This window comes from Oceanicella actignis (assembly GCF_900111545.1).
GTDB classification, from domain to species: Bacteria; Pseudomonadota; Alphaproteobacteria; order Rhodobacterales; family Rhodobacteraceae; genus Oceanicella; species Oceanicella actignis.
Window position 1 is genome coordinate 120,691 of the sequence record NZ_FOHL01000003.1, and the last position, 15,627, is coordinate 136,317.

The 15,627-nt window shown below is 73.9% G+C and carries 11 protein-coding genes; 8 read left to right on the top strand and 3 right to left on the bottom strand.

The features are described 5' to 3' along the window. Positions 1 to 100: 100 nt before the first annotated feature. Both BMW67_RS05850 and BMW67_RS05855 read left to right on the top strand, forming a co-directional pair. Positions 101 to 1,231 (top strand): Ppx/GppA phosphatase family protein, encoded by a 1,131-nt coding sequence (locus BMW67_RS05850; RefSeq protein WP_370426837.1) that lies wholly within the window; start codon positions 101 to 103, stop codon positions 1,229 to 1,231. Next, a complete protein-coding gene (locus BMW67_RS05855; protein WP_083581158.1) occupies positions 1,228 to 2,046 on the top strand; it encodes an RlmE family RNA methyltransferase in 819 nt (272 codons plus the stop codon). Before BMW67_RS05850 ends, BMW67_RS05855 begins: the two co-directional genes overlap by 4 nt. Here BMW67_RS05855 and BMW67_RS05860 read toward each other — a convergent pair. Then, positions 2,043 to 4,079 (bottom strand): AfsR/SARP family transcriptional regulator, encoded by a 2,037-nt coding sequence (locus BMW67_RS05860; protein ID WP_091764161.1) that lies wholly within the window; start codon positions 4,077 to 4,079, stop codon positions 2,043 to 2,045. The two genes, BMW67_RS05855 and BMW67_RS05860, sit on opposite strands and share 4 nt — an antisense overlap. A 145-nt stretch (positions 4,080 to 4,224) precedes the next feature. Between BMW67_RS05860 and BMW67_RS05865 the strand changes: the two genes are divergently transcribed. Beyond that, the gene (locus BMW67_RS05865) at positions 4,225 to 6,339 is read left to right on the top strand and encodes a M3 family metallopeptidase (RefSeq protein WP_083581157.1); all 2,115 of its coding nucleotides are present in this window, start codon (positions 4,225 to 4,227) and stop codon (positions 6,337 to 6,339) included. Positions 6,340 to 6,526: 187 nt separating this feature from the next. Here BMW67_RS05865 and bmt read toward each other — a convergent pair whose 3' ends face one another. Both bmt and BMW67_RS05875 read right to left on the bottom strand, forming a co-directional pair. Further along, positions 6,527 to 7,609: a betaine--homocysteine S-methyltransferase gene (bmt, locus tag BMW67_RS05870; protein WP_072746444.1), complete on the bottom strand. Its 1,083-nt coding sequence runs from the start codon at positions 7,607 to 7,609 to the stop codon at positions 6,527 to 6,529. A gap of 156 nt (positions 7,610 to 7,765) precedes the next feature. After that, entirely contained in the window at positions 7,766 to 8,689 is a 924-nt protein-coding gene (locus tag BMW67_RS05875; protein WP_072746443.1) for a LysR family transcriptional regulator, read from the bottom strand. 133 nt (positions 8,690 to 8,822) lie between these two features. On the opposite strand from BMW67_RS05875, the gene BMW67_RS05880 reads away from it, so the two are divergent. The 5 genes from BMW67_RS05880 (at position 8,823) to BMW67_RS05900 (ending at position 15,430) form a co-directional block, all read left to right on the top strand. Then, positions 8,823 to 10,037, top strand: coding sequence for an acyl-CoA dehydrogenase (locus tag BMW67_RS05880; RefSeq protein WP_072746442.1), 1,215 nt, complete (start codon positions 8,823 to 8,825; stop codon positions 10,035 to 10,037). A 26-nt stretch (positions 10,038 to 10,063) separates the two neighbouring features. Beyond that, entirely contained in the window at positions 10,064 to 11,731 is a 1,668-nt protein-coding gene (locus BMW67_RS05885) for a thiamine pyrophosphate-dependent enzyme (protein WP_072746441.1), read from the top strand. A 147-nt stretch (positions 11,732 to 11,878) separates the two neighbouring features. Beyond that, positions 11,879 to 12,673, top strand: coding sequence for an Hpt domain-containing protein (locus BMW67_RS05890; protein WP_072746440.1), 795 nt, complete (start codon positions 11,879 to 11,881; stop codon positions 12,671 to 12,673). 4 nt (positions 12,674 to 12,677) lie between these two features. Further along, complete coding sequence (locus tag BMW67_RS05895; RefSeq protein WP_072746439.1) at positions 12,678 to 14,165, top strand: sigma-54-dependent transcriptional regulator; 1,488 nt, start codon at positions 12,678 to 12,680, stop codon at positions 14,163 to 14,165. A 272-nt stretch (positions 14,166 to 14,437) separates the two neighbouring features. Next, on the top strand, positions 14,438 to 15,430 hold the full coding sequence (locus BMW67_RS05900) for a BMP family lipoprotein (protein WP_072746438.1): 993 nt from the start codon (positions 14,438 to 14,440) through the stop codon (positions 15,428 to 15,430). The last annotated feature ends 197 nt before the right edge of the window (positions 15,431 to 15,627 follow it).

Here is a 15,627-nt window from a genome sequence, read left to right on the forward strand (position 1 = left end):
GGCGTTTTCGCGCGTTTGCGCGGGCGGCTCTTGAGAAAGCGCGCGCGACTCGCTACCTCTGATGGCAAGCAGCGGGCTTGCAGCCCCAACGGATCGGAACATAGCCATGGCGTCGAGCCGGGGCGCCGCCCCAGCCGCGACCCGCGCCGCGCGCGGGGACGCGCGGGCGGCGCATGATCGCGACAGGCCGTGCTACGCGGCCCTGGATCTTGGAACCAACAACTGCCGGCTGCTGGTCGCGCGGCCGGCGGGCGCGCATTTCGACGTGATCGACGCCTTCTCGCGCAATGTCCGCCTGGGCGAGGGGGTCGAGCGCACCGGCGCGCTGTGCGACGCGGCCATGAACCGCACCATCGACGCGCTGCGCATCTGCGCGGCCAAGATCCGCCGCCACGAGGTGCGCCGCGCCCGGGTCATCGCCACCGAGGCGTGCCGGCGGGCGATCAACGGGCGGGCCTTCCTGCGCCGCGTGCGCCGGGAAACGGGCCTCGAGATGGAGCTCATCACCCCCGAGCAGGAGGCGCGCCTGGCCCTGGCGGGCTGCGCGCCGCTGCTCGATCCCGAGGCGCGCAGCCTGATGGTTTTCGACATCGGCGGCGGCTCGACCGAGCTCATCTGGGTGGATCTCGAGGGGCTCGACCCGGCCGAGCGGCAGAACCTGCTCATGGCGCTGGCGCCGGGGCCGGGGGGCAAGCGGCGCTCGGCCCTGCGGCGCGAGGCGCGCGCGCGCGTGGTGGACTGGATCTCGGCGCCGGTAGGCGTGGCGACGCTGCATGACAAGTTCGCCGACGTGCGCGACGACCGCAGCCGCTATGCGCTCATGTCCTGGTTCTTCGAAGAGAACCTGGCCGGCTTCATCCCCTACGAGGACCCCGCCCTTCAGCGCCGCCTGCCGGGGCTGCAGATCATCGGCGCCTCGGGCACGGTGACGACGCTGGGCGCGCTGCACAAGGGGCTGGTCAGATACGACCGCGCGAAGGTCGATGGCATGTGGCTGGGCGCGGAGGACGCGGTGCGGTTGATCAACGCGCTGGTGGACATGGGGCCGGCGGGGCGGCGCGCGCATCCGGGCGTGGGCCATGACCGCGCCGAGCTGGTGGTGGCGGGCGGCGCGATCCTGCGCACCATCCTGCGTCTGTGGCCCGCGCCGCGCATCCGCGTCGCCGACCGGGGATTGCGCGAGGGGCTGCTCTACAGCCAGATGTGGACCGAAAGGATGGGCGACGCATGAGCAAGGACAAGCTTCCGCCGGGCGTGCGCCGCCACGCCCCCAAGGGCGCCGCGGCCGAGCGCGGCGGCGCCTCGGGGCGCGGGCGGCAGGATCTGAAGAAGCGCGTCAAGACGGCCAAGGGGCGCAAGCTCAGCTCGACCCGCTGGCTCGAGCGGCAGCTGAACGACCCCTACGTCGCCGCCGCCCGCCGCGACGGCTATCGCGGCCGCGCGGCCTACAAGCTGATCGAGATGGACGACCGGCTGCGCATTCTGACGCCGGGCGCGCGGGTGGTGGATCTGGGCTGCGCGCCGGGCGGCTGGCTGCAGGTCGCGGTGGCGCGGGTCAACGCGCTGGGCCGCAAGCCGGGCAAGCGCGTGGGGCGCGTTCTGGGCGTGGATCTTCAGGATGTCGAGCCGCTGCCCGGCGCCGAGGTGCTCAAGCTCGATTTCCTCGAGGAAGGCGCCGACGAGGCGGTCAAGGAGGCGCTGGGCGGGCAGGCCGACGTGGTGCTGTCGGACATGGCGCCCTTCGCCTCGGGCCACAAGACGACCGATCATCTGCGCATCGTCGCGCTGTGCGAGGCGGCCGCCGCCTTCGCGCGCGACGTGCTCAGCCCCGGCGGCGCCTTCATCGCCAAGGTGCTTCAGGGCGGCGCCGAGGCCGAGCTTCTGGCCGCGCTCAAGCGCGACTACGAGCATGTCTCGCATGTCAAGCCGCCCGCCAGCCGCAGCGATTCGTCCGAGAAATACGTCGTCGCGCGCGGCTTCCGCGGCAGCCCGGCCGCGCCCGAGCCCCCTGCCGGGCAGGCGGGCTGGGATCCGGCGGGGGTCTAGCCGCGGGAAGCGGGCCGGCCCTTGGCGCCGGGCCGCGCATGGGCCGCGATGCGCTTGAAGGTCGTCAGCAGCTCGTCCAGACGCGCCTCTTCGGCGAAGGGCAGGGTCGCGCGCATGAGCTCCTCGGCCGGGTCGGGCAGGCGCGCGCCATGAGGCGCGAGCGCCGCCGCGGCTTCGTCCATGCGGCCAAGCTCGGCAAGGCTGGCCGCGGCGATCAGCGCGGGGAACAGCTCGTCCGGCGCCTCGGCGACGGCCAGCCGCGCCAGCTCCAGCGCGCGCGCGGGGCGCCGGGCGGCGTAGGCGGCCAGGGCCTTGAAGGCGCGCCACATGGGCGCGCGCGCGTCGTCGGGGCTCAGCGCCAGGGCGCGGTCGGCCCAGAAATCGGCCTCGGCCTCGGAGGCTTCCAGCGCGAACAGGCGCGCCAGCTCGGCCATGGCGGGGGCGTAGGCGGGGTTGAGCTCGAGCGCGCGCAGCTGCAGCGCCCGGCCCGTTTCCGTTCCCTCCAGAAACGAGGCGCCCAGCCCCAGGCTGTAGTGCGCCAGCGCCGAGCGCGGCTGCGCGCGCACCGCGCGGCGCGCCATCTCGCGCCCGACGAAGAAGGCCGCGCGCGGGTCGGGGGTCAGTCCGCGGTATCCTTCGGCCATGTGAAGCTGCGCCAGCAGCGCAAGGGCGGTGGAATCGTCGGGATGCAGCTCGAGCGCGCCTTGCAGAAAGCCGCGCGCCTTGCGCAGAAGCTCGGCGTCCTGCGCCTGGCGCAGACCCAGCGCGGCCATCAGAAGGCGCCAGAAATCGCCGTCGGGCGGCGTCTTGCGCGCGCGTTCGAGCGCGACCTCGGCCGTCAGCAGCGCCGGCGTCACGCGCCCGGCGATGCGCCGCGCCAGCGCGCGCGCGGGGTCCGAGGCGTCGCCGGGCATGGGTTCGGCGTCCTGAGCCAGAACCAGCGCGCCGTCGCCCCGGCGCGCGGCCGAGAAGAAGGCGCGCGGGGCCTCGTCCGGGCGGCGGCCCAGCGTGATCACGTAATCGACCTGCGCGGCGATCTGCGCGGGGCTCATCCCCGCCGCGAAAAGCTCGTCGCAGCTGCGCACGCGCAGCCAGCAGCAATTGGCCATCATCGCCGTCGTCTCGCGCAGCAGGGCGACGTCGGCGGGCGAGTTCGGATCGGCGGCCTTGAACGCCGCCAGCGGGCGGGCCGAGAAGGAATCGCCGCCTTCGCGCGCGGGGGCGGGGGCCGCGGGCGGCGCGCCGCGGGCGGCGCGGCGGGACGAGAGGGCGTTCTCATAGGCCTCGAGCGCGGCGCGGGGCTCTTCGCCCAGCTCCTCGCGGAAAAGCGCGCGGCAATCCTCCAGATGCGCGCGCGCGCTCTTGAGGCGCCCGCGCTCGACCAGCAGCGCGATCAGCCGCGCGTGAACGTCCTCCTGCAAGGGGTCGATGCGCAGCAGCGCCCGCGCCGCGTTGGCCGCGCGTTCCAGCCGCCCGGCCGCCTGGTCCAGCAGCAGCTGGCGCAGCAGCCCGTCCAGGGTGAGGGAATCGAGCCGGCTGGCCTGCGTGGCGGTCCAGTCCTGGAAATCCTTCTCGGGCACCTGAAGCGGGCCCAGGAACGGGCCGCGATGCAGATCCGCCAGCCGCGAAAGCCCGTCCGCGTCGCGATGGGCGGCTGCGGCCTCGATCTCGAGCGCGTCGCACCACACCGCGCCCGGGCGCAGCGCGATGGCGGCGTTGTCGGCGTCGATGACGGCGTCGAAAGCCGGCCCCAGCGCCCGCTTCATGCGCCGCATCTCCTGGCGCAGGCTGGCGCGGCCCTGCTCGGGGGCGCTCTGGCTCCACAACAGCTCGACCAGCGCGTCGCGGCTGGCCGCCTGGCCGGGCTGCAGCGCCAGATAGGCGAGGATCGCCGCCCCTTTCGCCCCCAGCCGCCCGACGGGCGCGCCCTCGGGGTCCGACGCCACGGCCAGCGCCGCGCCCATGGCGTAAAGGCGCAGCGTCGCCGCGCCCGCCGCCACGCGCGGCGGATGGCTGGGAGCTTCGAGATTCATGGTCTCTCGTCCGCGGATGCCTTCATGCAAAGCGCTTCACTTCGTTTCCTTGCCCGCCCTATGCTTGGCGTTCCCGCCGCCGGGGCGCGGCCGCTGCCATTCTAGCCCGAGGCGCGCGCCCCGCGCCATCATCCGTGGACCAGAGATGACGAAATCCGACGAACCCGCCATCGCCTCGCCCGACGAGCTGGCGCCCTTCGCCGCGCCTCTGGCCGGTCCGCTCGAGCTGCCGCCCTTCGACGCCGCCGGCCCCGAGCGCTGGCCCGCGCTGTTCCGCGCCGCCATCGCCGAGCACGAGCGCGAGCTCGAGCGCATCGCCCAGGACCCGCGTCCGGCCGATTTCGGCAACGTGATCGACGCGCTCGAGGCGTCGGGGCGCACGCTGGGGCGGCTGTGCGCGGCCTTCTTCACCCTGGCGAGCTGCTGCTCGGACGATGCGCTGCGCGCCGCCGAGCGCGAGGTCGCGCCGCTTCTGGCCGGCCATCGCGCCCGCATGTGGAGCGATTCGCGGCTTCTGGCGCGCATCGACGCGCTGGCCGCGCGCGCCGATGCGCTTGCGCCCGACGCCGAGGCGGCGCGCGTGCTCATGCTCTATCGGCGCGAGTTCGAGCGCGCCGGCGCCCGCCTGCCTGAGGCGGCCCGCGCGCGCCTCGCCGCGATCTCGGCCGAGCTGGCGGCGCTGGGGGCGCGCTTTTCGCAGAACGTGCTGGCCGACGAGGCCGGCTGGACGCTGCAGCTTGGCGAGGGCGATCTTGCGGGGCTGCCGGCCGACGTGATCGACGCCGCCCGCCGCGCGGCGCGCGAGCGCGGGATGGAGGGCTGGGCGATCACGCTTGCGCGCTCGTCGGTCGAGCCGTTCCTGACCTTCAGCGCCCGGCGCGATCTGCGCGAGGCCGCCTGGCGTGCCTGGGCGGGGCGCGGAACCGGCGCCGGCGCGGGCGGGTCCGAGGCGGACAATCGCCCGCTCATCCGCCGCATCCTGGCCCTGCGGGCCGAGCGCGCGCGCCTTCTGGGGCATCCGAACTACGCCGCCTTCAAGCTGGCGCCGCAGATGGCCGGCGCGCCCGAGGCGGTGCGCGCGCTGCTCGACCGCGTCTGGGCGCCCGCCCGCGCGCGCGCGCTGGACGAGGCGCGCGCGCTGTCGGCCCTGGCCGCCGAAGAGGGGGCGAACATCGCCCTCGCCCCCTGGGATTGGCGCCACTATGCCGAGAAGCTGCGCAAGCGCCTGCACGATTTCGACGAGGCCGCGGTCAAGCCGTATCTGGCGCTCGACAACGTCATCGCCGCGGCGTTCGACGTGGCCGGGCGGCTGTTCGGCCTCGAATTCGCGCCGGTCGAGGGGCTTGCCCTGCATCACCCCGATGCGCGCGCCTGGCGGGTGACGCGCGGCGGGCGCCATGTGGGGCTGTTCGTGGGCGACTATTTCGCGCGGCCCTCCAAGCGCTCGGGCGCGTGGATGTCGGCCCTGCGCGCGCAGGAGAATTTCGACCCGCGCATGGGCGAGGTGCGGCCCATCGTGCTGAACGTGATGAACTTCGCCCAGGCCGAGGGGCCAAGCCTGCTGAGCTGGGATGATGCGCGCACGCTGTTTCACGAGTTCGGCCACGCGCTGCACGGGCTCCTGTCCGACGTGCGCCATCCCTTCGTGTCGGGAACGGCCGTGGCGCGGGATTTCGTCGAGCTGCCCAGCCAGCTCTTCGAGCACTGGCTCTCGCAGCCCGAGGTGCTGGCCCGGCACGCGCGGCACGTCGAGACGGGCGCGCCGATGCCGCAGGAGCTGATCGCGCGTCTGCGCGCGGCCGAGACCTTCAACCAGGGCTTCGCCACGGTCGAATACGTCGCCTCGGCGGCGGTCGATCTGGCCTTGCACGAGCTGCCCGACCCCGAGGCGATCGACCCCGCCGCCTTCGAGGCCGAGCTCTTGTCGCGCATGGGCATGCCCGAGGCGGTCGCCATGCGCCATGCCAGCCCGCATTTCCTGCATGTCTTCGCCGGCGAGGGCTATTCGGCCGGCTATTACAGCTACATGTGGGCCGAGGTGATGGACGCGGACGCCTTCGGCGCCTTCGAGGAGGCCGGCGATCCCTTCGATCCCGAGGTCGCCGCCCGGCTGGAGCGGCACATCTACGCCGCGGGCGGCAGCCGCGACCCGGCCGAGGCCTACCGCGCCTTCCGCGGCCGCGACCCCGATCCGGCGGCGCTGCTGCGCCGGCGCGGCCTGGCCGGGCAAGGCGCGTCCGAGGCCGCCGCGACCGCCTGAGCGCAGCGCAAGGACAGGGCGGCGAGGCTGGTCCGAACGGGGGGCGCAAGCGGCGAGCCGTTGCGCATCGAGCGACCGTGGCCGCGAACGTGCCGCCGCGCCGCTTGGGGCCGTCCGCCGATGGCGGCGCGCGGCCGGATGCGCTTCGGGCCGCTTCGCACCCGCCCTCGGGGCGGGCGCGCCGGGGTCAGTTCGCCGCTTCGGGGCCGCGCGCCTCGCGGCCCGCGCGGCGTCCGCGGCGCCCGCGGCGCTCGGCCTCGGCGGGACGCTCGCCGCCGCCCTCCTGCAGCAGCTCCATCGCCGCGGCGCTGGCCGGACCCAGCCGCGCGACGATCTCTTCGGCCGTGGGGCGCGGGCCGCGCGGGCGCGTCTCGAGCGCCTCGCGCATCGCGCGCACATGGGCCGGGGTCGTGCCGCAGCACCCGCCGATCACGCGCGCGCCCAGATCGCGCGCCAGGCACGCATAGTCGGCCATCAGCTCTTCTGTGCCCGAGTAACGGATCGCGCCGTCGACATATTCGGGAATGCCGCAATTGGCCTTGGCGACCAGAACGTCCTCGTCGCCCAGCTGCGAGACGACGCTCAGCAGCCCGATCAGCAGATCCGGCGCCCCGGTGCCGCAATTCCCGCCGAAGGCCGCGGGCGGATGCGCGCAGCTGTGCGCAAGGCGCGCCAGGCCCGCCGGGGTGACCCCCATCATCGTGCGGCCGTTGGTGTCGAAGGACATGGTCGAGATGGCCGGCATCCCCGCCTCGGCCGCGGCCTCGAGCGCCGCGGTCAGCTCCTCGGCCGAGGACATCGTCTCGATCCAGATCACATCCGCGCCGCCGGCCTTCAGGCCCTCGATCTGGGCGCGGAAGGCGGCGCGCGCGGTCTCGGGGGTCAGAACGCCGCCGACCTCGGCGAAAAGGTCGCCGGTGGGGCCGACGTCGCCGGCGCAGACGATCTCGCGCCCCGTGGCGGCGCGCGCCGCGTCGATCTCGGCCCGCAGCAGCGCCGCGGCGGCGCGGTTGACCTCGAACACCCGGTCGTCCAGCCCGTGCAGCTTCAGCCGGTTGGCCGTGCCGCCGAAGCTGTTGGTCAGAACGATGTCCGAACCGGCCTCGATGAAGTCGCGGTAATGCGCGCGCACCTTGTCCGGCTCGGCCAGGTTCCAGCCCTCGGGGGCGTCGCCGTGGTTCAGCCCGCGCGCGAAAAGGTTGGTTCCCGTCGCGCCGTCGGCCAGAAGCCATTCGCGCTCGGACAGCAATCGGCGGAAAAGATCGGACATGGCGGGCGGCCTCCTTCTGGGAACGCGCGGGTCATGCCATGAAACGCCGCCGCGCGCAACGCGCCGCGGGCGGGGCCGGGGCGCGGCGCCGCATGCCCCGCGGCCGCCGCGCGGCGCGGGCGGGCGCTGCACGCATGCGCGCGGCCGACGCGCCGCCTAGCCCGAGCCCCCGGCCGGGCGCGCCGTCTCGGTCAGCAGCCAGTCGCGAAAGGCCGAAAGCGGCGGCGCCTCGGCCGCCCCCGCGGGCCAGACCAGCCAGTAGGCGCCGGCGCTCTTGCGCGGCCGCCCGCAGGGAATGACCAGCTCGCCGCGCGCGCGCTCGGTCTCGGTCATGAACAGCGGCAGCAGCGCCACGCCAAGCCCGGACATGGCCGCGCGCGCCAGCGCCGCGAACTGGTCGAAGGTCATCCCGCCCGGCCGCGGGGGCGGCGCGCCCTCGGCGGCCAGCCAGTCGTCCCAGGCGCGCGGGCGCGTGGCGATGCGCAACAGCGGCGCCGCCCCGCGCGCCAGCGCCTCGGCCGAGCGCGCCCTCGGGGCCAGGGCCGGCGCGCACATGGGGGCCACGCGCTCATGCATCAGGAAGGCGGCCTCGGCGCCGGGCCAGTCGCGCGCCAGCCTTTCCTCGGGTCCGAAATGAATGGCGGCGTCGTGCCCCTCGGCCGCGAAGTCGAAAGGGCGCAGCCGCGTCGCAAGGTTCAGCGTCACGCCGGGATGGGCCTGGAGAAAGCGCGGCAGCCGCGGCGCCAGCCAGCGCGCGCCGAAGGTGGGCAGCATGGCCAGGTTGAGCACGCCGCCGTCGGGATTGGCCACCAGGTCCTGCGAGGCGCGCCCGATGATCCCCAGCGCCCGGCGCACCTCGGCCAGATAGCGCGCGCCCGCCGGCGTCAGCTCCAGCCGCCGGCCGCGGCGCGCGAACAGCGCCACCTGCAGCCGCGCCTCGAGCGCGCGGATCTGGCGGCTGACGGCGCTTTGCGTCAGGTCCAGCTCCTCGGCCGCGCCGGTGACCGAGCCGGCGCGCGCGGTCGCTTCGAAGGCGGCGAGCAGGGCGATGGGGGGCAGGAAGCGTCGCGGCCAGGTCATGACATTCCCATTCGGAATGGATTGTGCGGGCGGGCGAAGGAAAACGCAATTGCCTTGGCGCGCGCGGCGCTGCATTCATTCTTCATCTTCATAAAACGGCGGGCCGCTCCCGCCAAGACCCGGAGGACGCGCCATGAACGCCCCGCTCAAGGCCAAGGACTCGCCCGCGCTCGCATCGTTCGACTGGCAGGACCCCTTCCTGCTCGCCGATCAGCTGACCGAGGACGAGCGCATGATGATGGACAGCGCCCGCGCCTACGCGCAGGAGAAGCTGATGCCGCGCGTCACCGACGCCTATCTGAACGAGCGCACCGATCCCGAGATCTTCCGCGAGATGGGCGGGATGGGCCTTCTGGGCGTCACCATCCCCGAGGAATACGGCGGCCTTGGCGCGGGCTACGTCGCCTACGGCCTTGTCGCGCGCGAGATCGAGCGCGTGGACTCGGGCTATCGCTCGATGATGTCGGTGCAGTCCTCGCTGGTGATGTATCCGATCTACGCCTACGGCTCGGAAGAGCAGCGCAGGCGCTACCTGCCCAGGCTGGCCTCGGGCGAGTGGATCGGCTGCTTCGGCCTGACCGAGCCCGATGCCGGCTCGGACCCGGCCGGCATGAAGACCCGCGCCGTCAAGACCGAGGGCGGCTACCGCCTGACCGGCTCGAAGATGTGGATCTCGAACGCGCCCATCGCCGACGTCTTCGTCGTCTGGGCCAAGTCCGAGGCCCATGGCGGCAAGATCCGCGGCTTCGTGCTGGAAAAGGGCATGAAGGGCCTGTCCGCGCCCAAGATCGGCGGCAAGCTGAGCCTGCGCGCCTCGATCACCGGCGAGATCGTCATGGACGGGGTCGAGGTTCCCGAGGACGCGCTGCTGCCCAATGTCGAGGGGCTCAAGGGCCCGTTCGGCTGCCTCAACCGCGCGCGCTACGGCATCAGCTGGGGCGCCATGGGCGCTGCCGAGGATTGCTGGCATCGCGCGCGCCGCTACGGGCTCGAGCGCACCCAGTTCGGCCGCCCGCTGGCGCAGACCCAGCTGTTCCAGAAAAAGCTGGCCGACATGCAGACCGAGATCGCGCTGGGGCTGCAGGCCAGCCTGCGCGTGGGCCGGCTGATGGACGAGGGCCGCGCCGCGCCCGAGATGATCTCGATCGTCAAGCGCAACAACTGCGGCAAGGCGCTGGACATCGCGCGCATGGCCCGCGACATGCACGGGGGCAACGGCATCCAGGCCGAGTATCACGTCATGCGCCACGCCCAGAACCTGGAGACCGTGAACACCTACGAGGGCACGCATGACGTGCACGCCCTGATCCTGGGGCGCGCGCAGACCGGCCTTCAGGCGTTCTTCTGAGCGCGCGGCCGGGCGGGAGGGGCGCGATGACCACGGACGGAACCGGGCGCGACGCGCCCACCGGCGGGCGCCTGCTGGTCGAGTGCCTGCGCGCGCAGGGCGTCGAGCGCGTCTTCTGCGTGCCGGGCGAAAGCTATCTCGAGGCGCTCGACGCGCTCGGCCTCGCCGGGGTCGAGACGGTCAACGCCCGCCACGAGGGCGCCGCCGCCATGATGGCCGAGGCCGACGGCAAGCTGACCGGCCGGCCGGGCGTCGCCTTCGTCACCCGCGGCCCGGGCGCGACCAACGCCGCGGCCGGGGTGCATGTGGCCATGCAGGACGGCACGCCGATGGTGCTGTTCGTGGGCCAGATCGGCCGCGCCATGCGCGGGCGCGCCGCCTTTCAGGAGGTGGACTACCGCCAGACCTTCCGCGACCTGGCCAAATGGGTCGAAGAGATCGACGACGCCGCCCGCATCCCCGAGATCGTCTCGCACGCCTGGCACATCGCCATGTCGGGCCGGCCGGGGCCGGTGGTGCTGGCGCTGCCCGAGGACATGCTGCGCGACCCCGCGCCCGCCCGTCCCGGCCCGCGGGTCGAGGTCGCCGATCCCGCTCCCGACCCCGCCGCCATGGCGCGGATGCGCGCGGTCATGGCGGCGGCTGAGCGCCCGCTGGTCATCGTCGGCGGCAGCCGCTGGGACGCGGCGGCGCGCGAGGCGCTGCACCGCCTTGCCGCCGAATGGGACGTGCCGGTGGCCGTCACCTTCCGCCGGCAGATGCTGTTCGACGCCACGCATCCCAACTATGCCGGCGATCTGGGGCTGGGCGCCAATCCCGCCCTGGTGCGGCGCGCGGCCGAGGCCGACGCGGTGCTGATGATCGGCGCGCGCTTTTCCGAGAACCCCAGCCAGGGCTTCTCGCTGTTCGACATTCCAGCCCCGCGCCAGCGCCTGATCCATGTCCACCCCGCGCCCGACGAGCTGGGGCGCATCTACGTCCCCGAAGTGGCCGTCAACGCCACGCCGCGCCTGTTCCTCGAGGCCGCGCTGGCCGAGGCGCCGCCCCGCCGCTGGAGCGCGCGCGCCGAGAACGCCGCCTACCGCGCCTGGACCGACGCGCCCCCCGAGGATCCCGGCGCGCTGACCATGTCGCGGGTCATCGCCCACATGCGCGAGGTCCTGCCCCCCGACGCCGTTCTGACCAACGGCGCGGGCAACTACGCCATCTGGCTGCACCGCTTCTACCGCTGGCGCGCCTTCGGCACGCAGCTGGCGCCGGTGTCGGGCTCGATGGGCTACGGCCTGCCGGCCGCCATCGCCGCCAAGCTGCGCGACCCCGCGCGCGAGGTGTTCTGCCTGGCGGGCGACGGCTGCTTCCAGATGACGGGGCTCGAGCTGGCGACGGCGGCGCAGACGGGAGCCTCCGTGGTGACGCTGATCTGCGACAACGGCATGTATGGCACCATCCGCATGCATCAGGAGCGCCGCTTTCCCGGGCGCGCGCACGCAACCAGCCTGCGCAACCCAGACTTCGCCGCCCTGGCGCGCGCCTGCGGCGCCTGGGCCGAGACGGTCGCGCGCGACGAGGACTTTCCCGCCGCGTTCGAGCGCGCGCGCGCCCATGCGCGGGCCGCGAAGGGGCCGGCGGCGCTGCATCTGCGGCTCGATCCTCGGGCGCTGGCGCCGGGGCGCGCGTTGCCGGATGCCGGCTGAACGGGGAGGCTGAACGGGGGGCTGAGCGGGGGCCGCCGATCGCAGGGCGGTTGCCGAGGGGCGGTTGTCGCGCTAACCCTATGGATGAACAGGATGGATGAATGCGGCGCGCGGCGTGCGCGCAGGCTTGGATCAGGGGAGCTCTGAATGGGGCATGAGACGGCTTCGGCGCCGCGGGGCGCGGCGTTTCGCGACGCCGCGGTTCTTGTCGTGGCGGCGCGCGACGCCGCGCGCGCGATCGCCCAGACCCTGCGCGATGCGGGCATGCGGGTGGACGCCGCGCTGACCCGCGACGAGGCGCTGGGGCTGATTGGCTTCTACGACTTCGACCTGGCGCTGGTCGATCCGCTTTGCGACGGCGGCGCGGGGGCCGAGCTGATCCGCGATCTGGTCGCGGCGTCGGGCGGCCCTGCGGTGGCCGCCCTTGCCGCGCCCGAGGACGAGCGCGCCCGCGCCCTGGCGCGCGAGGCGGGCGCGTCGGCCTGCCTTGCGCCCGACGCGCCGGCCGAGGCGGCGGCGGCGCTGCTTGGTCCGAGCGACGCCGAGCCGGGGCGGGGCGCCGCGCCCGATGCCGAACCGGCCGTGGGCGGGGTGGACCCCGCGCGCTTCGGCGCGCATGTGGATCGCGAGATCTACGAAGGCCTGGCCGCGGCCATCGGCGAAGAGATGATGGACGAGCTGCTGACCCGCGTGCGCGCCGACATCGCCGAGCAGCGCGCCCTGGTCGCCGCCGCCGCCCCCGCCGCCGATCGCGAGGCGCTGCGCCGGGCCACGCATGTGCTCATCTCGGTCGCCGGCGCGGTGGGCGCGACGCCTCTGCAACGCATGGCCGAAGAGCTCAACCGCCTGGCCAAGCAGGCCGAGGACGAGGCCCTGCGCGCGGCCGCGGCGGCGCTGACCGCCGAGGCCGACGAGGTGCTGGCCTTCATCGGGCCGCGCTAGGCGCATGACGCACGCCCGCCCATCCGGCTTCGCCGCGCGGCCCGATGCGGGGCCGGTCCTCCTGGTCGAGGACACGCCCTCGCTGTCGATGGTCTACGAGACGGTGCTGCGCAAGGCGGGCTACGACGTGCGCGCGGCGCTGACCGGGGCCGACGCGCGGGCCGAATTCGCGCGCGGCGCGGCGCGGGTGGTGCTGCTGGACCTGATCCTGCCCGACGCCGACGGGATCGACCTTCTGCGCGAGATGACGCGGGCCGACCCCGGCGCGAAGGTGATCGTGATCACGGCCAACGGCTCGATCAACCGCGCGGTGGACGCCATGCGCGGCGGCGCCTTCGACTTCCTGGTCAAGCCCTTCGACGACAAGCGCCTGCTATCGGCCGTGGCGAACGCCGCCGCCGCCGCCGGCGGCGCGGCCGAGGCGGCCGCCGCGCCGCCCGCCGGCAGCCGCTTTCACGGCTTCGTCGGCTCGTCGCCGGCGATGCAGGCGGTGTATGAGAAGGTGCGCTCGATCGGGCGCTCGACCGCGACGGTGTTCGTAACCGGCGAAAGCGGCTCGGGCAAGGAGGTCTGCGCCCAGGCGATCCACGCCGTGTCGAACCGGGCCTCGGGGCCGTTCGTGCCGCTCAATTGCGGCGCCATCCCCAAGGATCTGCTGGAATCCGAGGTGTTCGGGCATCTGCGCGGCGCCTTCACCGGCGCCGTCGCCGACAAGCAGGGCGCGGCGGCGGCGGCCGACGGCGGCACGCTGTTCATGGACGAGATCTGCGAGCTGAGCCTGGATCTTCAGGCCAAGCTGCTGCGCTTTCTCCAGACCTCGACCATCCAGCCCGTGGGCGCGGCCACGCCGCGCAAGGTCGATGTGCGCATCGTCTGCGCCACCAACCGCGACCCGGCCGAAGAGGTGCGCCGCGGCCGCTTCCGCGAGGATCTGTTCTACCGCCTGCACGTCGTGCCCATTCACCTGCCGCCCCTGCGCGAGCGCGGCGAGGACGTGCTGGAAATCGCGCAGACCTTCCTCGAGCAGTTCAGCCGCGAGGAGGGCAAGCGCTTCAAGCGGCTTGGCGAAGAGGTGCGGCGCCTGTTCCTTTCGCATCCATGGCCGGGCAATGTGCGCCAGCTGCAGAACGCGATCCGCCATGTGGCGGTGCTGCATGACGGCGAGGAGGTGACCCCCGCCATGCTGCCGCCCGAGATCGTCTCGGGCCAGGCGCCGACGCCGGTCGACGGCGCGCAGGGCTGGTTCCCGGCGACGGGCCGCGCGCCGGGGGCCGCGGCGCCCGCCGCCCCGCCCGCCGGGCCCGAGGGGCTGCGCGCCCATGCCCGCGCCATGGTGGGGGCGCGGCTGGCGGATGTCGAGCGCGAGGTGATCGAGGCCACCATCGAGGCCTGCGGCGGCTCGGTGCCCAAGGCGGCGCGGATGCTGGACGTCAGCGCCTCGACCCTTTACCGCAAGCGCGAGGCCTGGGCGCGCGCCCGCGACAAGGCCTGAGCGCGCCCCGCGGACGCGGCCGCGCCCCAGCCCCGGCGCGCGACATGAAGGCGAGAACCGAACGCGCCCGGCGGAGGCGGCCGCGCCATCGTAAGGCCGCCGGCGGCGCGCGACGTCAACGAACGCGCCCGGCGGACGTGGCGTCGCCTCTTGCCAAGCGCCGCGTTTGCCCGCACCCTTCCGCCCCGCGACGCAACGACGCCGCCGCGCCGACCGCAAAGCGCAGGCTTCGCCCGCGCGGCGCGCGAACCGACAGGGAAAGGATGATCCACATGCTTCGACGCACGCTGCTGGCCGCGACCGCCGCGCTGGCCGCCATGGCCGCGCAGGCCGCAGAACTCAAGCCCGCCGTGGTCTATGATCTGGGCGGCAAGTTCGACAAGTCGTTCAACGAGGCCGCCTATTCGGGCGCCGAGCGTTTCCGAAAGGAGACCGGCGTCGCCTACCGCGATTTCGAGATCCAGAACGACGCCCAGCGCGAGCAGGCGCTGCGTCGCTTCGCGCGCAGCGGCTACAATCCGATCGTGGCCATCGGCTTCAGCCAGGCCGCCGCGGTCGAGAAGGTGGCCAAGGAGTTCCCCGACGCCAATTTCGCCATCGTGGACATGGTGGTGGACCTGCCCAACGTGCGCTCGATCCTGTTCAAGGAGCATGAGGGCTCGTATCTGGTCGGCATCCTGGCGGCCATGGCCTCCAAGACCGGCAAGGTCGGCTTCGTCGGCGGCATGGACATTCCGCTGATCCGCAAGTTCGCCTGCGGCTATCGCGGCGGCGTCAAGGCGGCCAATCCGGACGCGGTGGTGTTCGAGAACATGACCGGCACCACCGGCGCGGCGTGGAACGATCCGGTGCGCGGCGGCGAGCTGGCCAAGGCGCAGATGGCCCAGGGCGCCGACGTCATCTACCACGCCGCCGGCGGCACCGGGCTGGGCGTGATCCAGGCCGCCGCCGATGCGGGCAAGCTGGCCATCGGCGTGGACAGCAACCAGAACGGCATCGCGCCGGGGCATGTGCTGACCTCGATGCTCAAGCGCGTGGACGTGGCCGTCTACGACGCCTTCAAGGACGTGCAGGACGGCAAGTGGACCACGGGCTTCGAGGTTCTGGGCCTGGCCGAGGGCGGCGTCGGCTATGCGCTGGACGAGAACAACAAGGACCTGATCACGCCCGAGATGAAGGCCGCCGCCGACGAGGCCGCCGCCAAGATCATCGCCGGCGAGATCGTCGTGCACGACTACATGTCCGACAACGCCTGCCCCTACTGAGGGCTCCGGGCGGCGCGCCGACCGGCCGCGCCGCCCTTCGCGCATGCGGCGTTTCCCTTGCGTCGCGCATTGGCGCCGGGCGCGCAAGGCGCTATTCGGCCCCTCGTTCATTCGAATCGCCTTCGCCTCGGGACCGCGGCGCCTGCGGGCTTTCCCCGCGCCGCCCGGAGGGCTACCGTCAATTCGAGCGGCGCCGT

Coding starts and splice junctions, on each gene's coding strand:
- BMW67_RS05855 (WP_083581158.1), top strand. CDS start 1,228: ATGAGCAAGGACAAGCTTCCGCCGGGCGTGCGCCGCCACGCCCCCAAG.
- BMW67_RS05860 (WP_091764161.1), bottom strand. CDS start 4,079: ATGAATCTCGAAGCTCCCAGCCATCCGCCGCGCGTGGCGGCGGGCGCG.
- BMW67_RS05865 (WP_083581157.1), top strand. CDS start 4,225: ATGACGAAATCCGACGAACCCGCCATCGCCTCGCCCGACGAGCTGGCG.
- bmt (WP_072746444.1), bottom strand. CDS start 7,609: ATGTCCGATCTTTTCCGCCGATTGCTGTCCGAGCGCGAATGGCTTCTG.
- BMW67_RS05875 (WP_072746443.1), bottom strand. CDS start 8,689: ATGACCTGGCCGCGACGCTTCCTGCCCCCCATCGCCCTGCTCGCCGCC.
- BMW67_RS05880 (WP_072746442.1), top strand. CDS start 8,823: ATGAACGCCCCGCTCAAGGCCAAGGACTCGCCCGCGCTCGCATCGTTC.
- BMW67_RS05885 (WP_072746441.1), top strand. CDS start 10,064: ATGACCACGGACGGAACCGGGCGCGACGCGCCCACCGGCGGGCGCCTG.
- BMW67_RS05890 (WP_072746440.1), top strand. CDS start 11,879: ATGGGGCATGAGACGGCTTCGGCGCCGCGGGGCGCGGCGTTTCGCGAC.
- BMW67_RS05895 (WP_072746439.1), top strand. CDS start 12,678: ATGACGCACGCCCGCCCATCCGGCTTCGCCGCGCGGCCCGATGCGGGG.
- BMW67_RS05900 (WP_072746438.1), top strand. CDS start 14,438: ATGCTTCGACGCACGCTGCTGGCCGCGACCGCCGCGCTGGCCGCCATG.